A 5593-nucleotide genomic window follows, 5' to 3' on the forward strand; every position below is an offset into this window, starting at 1 on the left:
GAAGGCGTTGGGCGTCGATCAGCTGGCCGCGGCAATGAAGGATTTCACCGCCTCCCCCGCCTATTCCGCGTTCGTCAGGCAGCGCTCGACCAGTGACCGCAAGCAGTTCGCCGAACGACTGCTATCCGCCGCTCGCGATCTCCAGGCCTATGCGGGCGTCCCCATCGGCTCACTGGCCATCGCGCTTCCCGACTCACCCGCGACCGCATGCGCCTCGGTCCGCTCTGCCGCTCCGGCCAAGCGGGCCAGGCGCAGGGACGGTGCCCCGTCCGGATGGGACCCGGACCCGCTCGGCGCTCGCCTCGGCCAGGCTGCCGCGGACTATCTGACATGGTGGTCCCAGACCGATGCGGAGGCCGCTTCCGCGGCGACGAGTCCCTGTTCATCGGCGATCGACCAGCAACTGGTCGCGGCTATCCTGAGCCGAATGATCGCCCTGACGAGCGGCGACGCGGCCGCCCAGCGCCAGGTTGTATGGGAAGTCCGGCACGGGCACGATCTCGTCCCGCTGCTCGTACAGCGCCTGCGCGTGTTCGAGTCGGCGCGCGATCGCTTCGTCACCTTGGGATCGGCCTACCCCCTACTGGTAGCCGGCCTGTCGATAATGCCGGTGAACGCGCCCGCAGTGCCAATAGCACAGTCGGCGGCTCCGGCGGGCCAGCCCGATCCGCTTGCTCCGCTCGCCGACGCCACGGCCAAGGCCGGGAGCTGAAACTTGGCTCCCGACCGGAATCCCCGCTCCGTATAGCGAGCCTGCGCTACGCATGAGCAAGCCGGTGGTTCGGCGCTAAAGTCCGCCTGTCAGGCGATGTCCATCAATGGCACAGCGCGTCTGTAGCGACTAAAGAAGTTCTTAACTTCATGTAAGATAATGTCTTCCTAACGTAACGTCCTAGCCCGGGCGGAAGTCTTGTTGTAATGAGGCGATGGGGGACCGGGCGTATTTGCACGGGCCATTTCCCTTGGAGGTACTTATGTTGCGTAGCCTGCTTGCTGTGTTCCTCATGCTGTTCGTCGCGGCGTGCGCGGAAGGCCCAACGCTCTCAGGCGCCAACATTCCGGAGGGCGCATCCGCTTACACCGCCCTTCCCAGCCCCGCCGTCGTCGAAACCGGCGACTATCGGATCGCTCCGCTCGATACGCTGACGATCACCGTCTTCCAGGAACCGGACCTTTCGACGCCGGCAAACTCGCCGCTGCAGGTGGACTCGCGCGGCAACATCAACATGCCGCTGGTCGGCCAGATCGCGGCGGGCGGCAAGACCACCAGTCAGGTCAGCGCCCTGATCGCGCAGAACCTCGCGCACCGATACCTCAAGAACCCCCAGGTCTCGGTCTCGGTGGCAAGCTCGGTCCCTGACCACATCACCGTTCAGGGTGAAGTCACCAAGGCGGGTGTCTTTGACGTGAAGGGGCCGACGACGCTGCTCCAGGCAATCGCACTGGCCGAGGGAGAAACGAAGTTGGCTGCAACCAATCAGGTCGCGGTATTCCGGTCGGTGAATGGGCAGCGCATGGGCGCCCTGTTCGATGTCGACCAGATCCGCCGCGGCCAGGCCGCCGATCCCGTGCTTGCGCCCAACGATGTCGTCATCGTCGGCCACTCGCGCCGCCGCGAAGCCTGGCAGAACATCATGTCGGTCAACCCGCTCTATGGCGTCTTCCGGCTGTTCTCCGGCGGGCTATGATCGGTGAGCGATAGAGGCAGCCTCGTCCCGCTCGGCAGCAGCGGGACCGCCCTTGCGGAGCCATCTCCCTTCATCCAGCCGGCGTTCGACGTTGGCGAGGTCAAGGCGGAAAACGGCTTCTTCGCGGCGCTGAGCCGAAACCGCTGGATCGTCGCGGCGCTGCTGGTCGCGGGCATCGCCACGGGTCTCGCCCTCGCCTACGTCGTCCCGCCAACCTATCGCGCCCAGGCTCAGATCGAGCTTGAGCAGGCGGCTCCAGCGGCACAGGACGGAACCACGGGCAAGGCCGCCCCGAGCACGGCGTTCATGGACGCGCAGCTCAGCGTGCTGCGCAGCCGGGCACTTGCGTCCGACGTCGTCGAGACGCTTCATCTCGACGGCAACGCGCAGGTCGCGAAGGCGCTCGGCGTCCGGGCGACGGCCCCGGCCGCTCGCAAGGCCGAGCTAGAGCGGCGAATCCACGACAGCGTTCAGGCGACCGGCTCGTCGAACTCGGGAGTCGTGACGATCAGCGCCGACAGCAAGGTCCCGAGCCTCTCGGCGTTGCTGGCGAACGGTTACGTCAACACCTTTGCGACCACCAGCTTGGCCCGCCAGGACGCGGCGACGCAGAACGCCCGCCACTTCCTCGATCAGAAGCTTGCCGAGACCAAGGCCAAGCTCGGCGCGTCCGAAAAGGCGCTGATCGACTATACGCGCGCGTCGAACCTCATCGATCCGACCGCGGGCACGGCCTCCGTCAGCGGCGACGCCGCGCCTCACTCGCTGGCAAGCGACGACCTGACCCAGGTCAACCAATCCTATTCGCAGGCGCGCGCCGACCGCATCGCGGCCGAGCAAAGGTGGCGCGCGGCCCAGTCAACTCCGCTGATGAGCTTGCCGGAGGTGCTCGGAAATCCGGCGATCCAGCAGCTCAGCCAGAAGCTGGCCGAGGCGCAGGCTGCCTATCAGGAGCAACGCCAGCACCGGCTCGACAGCCATCCGGACGTGGAAGCCGCGGCTGCCCAGATCACCGAGGCCCAGAAGCAGATCCAGGCGCTTGCGCAGAGCATCAAGGATTCGCTCCATGACAAGTACGACACCGCCGTGCGGCAGGAGCAGGACCTTTCCCACACGGTGGGACAGCTCCAGAGCCAGACGCTTGCGGACCAGGGCAAGGGCGTCGAGTACAACCGGCTGAAGCGCGATGCCGACAGCAACCGGCAGCTTTACAGCGTCCTCCTGCAGCGCTCGAACGACGCCAACACGGCGGCCGGGCTAATTGCCAGCAACGTCAGCGTCATTGATCCGGCGGTTGCGCCCGATACGCCTTATTCACCCAATCCGGTGCTTTGGACCGGGCTGGGTGCGCTTGGCGGCTTGCTGCTCGGCCTGGTGTGGGTGCTACTCGCCTGGCGGCGCGACGATCGCCTGCGCTCGCCGGAGTCGGTCGGAGCCGCGCTGCAGCTTCGAGTGCTCGGGGTCCTGCCGCGGGTGAAGCATCCGGCGGAAGCGCTCCTCGACCCGCGCTCGCCGCTGTCCGAGGCCCATTATGCGCTCCGCGGCTCGCTCGAGGGCACGTCGACCAAGGGCCTGCCCAAGGCGATCGCCTTCACCAGCAGCCGCGAGGCCGAGGGCAAGACCACGGCCGCGGTCGGCGTCGCCCGGGATTTCGCGCTGAGCGGCCGCCGAACGCTCATCATCGACGGCGACATGCGCAAGCCGTCGGTTCACAAATATGTCGATGGTACCTCGGCGCTCGGCCTGTCCACCGTCCTTGCCGACCTGTCGACCCCGGAGGCAGCGATCGCGCGCACCTCGACACCGGGATTGTCGGTGATGTTTGCCGGCCCTTCGCCCGCAAGTCCGGCCGCGCTCCTCAGCGGGCGTCAGCTCAAGCAGCTTCTGAACTATCTTTCGAAGCAGTATGACGTGATCATCTTCGACGCGCCTCCCGTGTTCGGCCTCGCCGATGCTCCGCGCATCGCCGCCGCCGTTCAGCGGACGGTGTTCGTCGTCGAAGCCGGCCGCGCCAAGATCGGCGACGTCCGCGGCGCGATCCACCGCTTGATGGAAAGCCGCGCGAAGTTCGCCGGGATCGTGCTTACCAAGTTCGACGTCAGCCGGTCGGGCTCCGCGTCGAACCTGTACCTTTACGAATATGGCGAGCGGCGGCGAACCCCGCGGCTCCAGTCGGTCTGACCCGATGCCCTTCCCGACTCCGTCCCATGGCGTGATTAGCGCCGCACGATGCGCAGCCCTCGTTGCGGCCACCCTGCTGCTGATTCCGTCAGCGGCCGCCGCGAATCGCCCGCACGGGCCGCGCTGGCTGGGCGAACAGAATCGGGAGGGCAGCCAGGATCGGCAGGACGGCCCGGATCAGCAGGGTGGGCCGCCGATGCCGCCGCCCTTCATGAACCTCAAGGGCTCGGTTCAGGACCGCACGATCGGGCCGCTCCGGCTCGGCGAGGTCTATCGCGGGATCGATACCGACAAGGGCGCGTCGCTCCACAACGTGACGATCACCGGGATCGACGCCCGGTCGCTGCAGCGCAGCGGGATCCGCATCCGCGGCGACGCGATCGGTGTCCGCATTCAGAATTTCCACTTGCAGATGGACCCGGTGCCACAGACGTCCCCGAACCTGCCGAGCGGGATCGCCATCGGGGTCGGCCAGAACATCTCGATCAGCGACGGCACCATCTCGGGCTTCCAGATGGTCCGGGTGCCCGGGAAATATACCAACGGGGACGGGATCGCGAGTGAACGGACCGTCGATGGGCTGTCGATCACCAACGTCTCGTCAACGGACAACAGCGACGGCGGCTTCGACCTCAAGAGCCAAAACACGAAGCTCGATGGCCTGACGTCGGAGCGCAACGGCCGGAATTATCGGCTGTGGGGAACCGTCGACGCGGGGACGCTGACCAGCTCCGATCCCCGCGATGCCCATATTTGGGTCGGACAGGGCGCGGACATCCACATCCGGCACCTGATCGCCAGCTCGTCAACGGACGCTCCGCTGATCAAGATCGGCGGACCGTCCAGGATCACGATCGACCGATGCACGTTGCACCTTCAGCCGGGGACCCAAATCGTCGGCGAGCATGCCGAGGAGGCAGAGGTCCATCTCGGCCCGGGATGTTCGCGATGAGAGATCCCGCCGGCTGCAGCCCCTATTCAACTCACCAACCCATTCTCGCGCAGGAGCGCTTCCGATGACGACCCAGTTCACCCTCGTCGAAGACGAGACGGCCGAGCCCGAAGGCAGCCTGTTCAATCCACGCAACCTGCTTGCAATGCTCAGGCGGCGCATCTGGCCAGTGGCGATCAGCATGGTCGTCGTCCTGTTCCTGGCGGCGCTCGCCTACACGATCGCGCCGAAGCAATATCTCGCGATCGGAACCGTCGCGCTGGATCGTCAGCCGGACCAGCTGGTCGCGGAAAAGGATGACCAGAAGCCGTTGGTCACGGACTCCTCCTCGGTCGAAACCGAAGTCCAGGTGATCAAGTCGCCGGCCGTTGCCGCCGCCGTGGTCGACGGCCTTGGGCTCGATCGCATGCAGGGCTTTGGCCTCAGCGATTCGCCCGACACCGGCGGCCAGTCGCCGCGGGATCGCGCGATCCAGGTCATCGAGGCCGGGCTCCTGCCGGTTCGCTCGGGCACGTCCTACGCGATCAACGTGCAGTATCAGACTGCGGACCCGGTGCTTGCCGCCAGGATCGTGAATGCCGCCATGAACGCCTATACGGGCGGCCAGCGGTCGGCCCAGGCACGCCAGCTGAACCAGGACATCGCCTTGCTCCGCGACCGCATCAACCTGGTGCGTTCCGACGTTCTCAAGAGCGAAGCCGCCGTCGCCGCCTATCGCGGGCAAACGGGCCTGATCGACCTCGCCGCAAACAGCGACGCGGCCAACCAGAGC

At 66.5% G+C, this 5593-nt stretch carries 5 protein-coding genes; all 5 read left to right on the plus strand.

The window, feature by feature from the left end; translation table 11 throughout:
- Positions 1 to 712: hypothetical protein (locus JOZ79_RS00225; RefSeq protein WP_294068945.1), on the plus strand; the 712-nt coding region annotated here is incomplete at its 5' end.
- Between the two features lie 262 nt (positions 713 to 974).
- A complete protein-coding gene (locus JOZ79_RS00230; RefSeq protein WP_294068948.1) occupies positions 975 to 1688 on the plus strand; it encodes a polysaccharide biosynthesis/export family protein in 714 nt (237 codons plus the stop codon).
- Positions 1689 to 1691: 3 nt separating this feature from the next.
- The gene (locus JOZ79_RS00235; protein WP_294068950.1) at positions 1692 to 3869 is read left to right on the plus strand and encodes a polysaccharide biosynthesis tyrosine autokinase; all 2178 of its coding nucleotides are present in this window, start codon (positions 1692 to 1694) and stop codon (positions 3867 to 3869) included.
- Between the two features lie 196 nt (positions 3870 to 4065).
- Entirely contained in the window at positions 4066 to 4821 is a 756-nt protein-coding gene (locus JOZ79_RS00240) for a hypothetical protein (RefSeq protein ID WP_294068953.1), read from the plus strand.
- Positions 4822 to 4885: 64 nt separating this feature from the next.
- Positions 4886 to 5593: Wzz/FepE/Etk N-terminal domain-containing protein (locus JOZ79_RS00245; protein ID WP_294068956.1), on the plus strand; the 708-nt coding region annotated here is incomplete at its 3' end.

It is taken from the genome of Sphingomonas sp., assembly GCF_019242355.1.
Taxonomy (GTDB): Bacteria; Pseudomonadota; Alphaproteobacteria; order Sphingomonadales; family Sphingomonadaceae; genus Sphingomicrobium.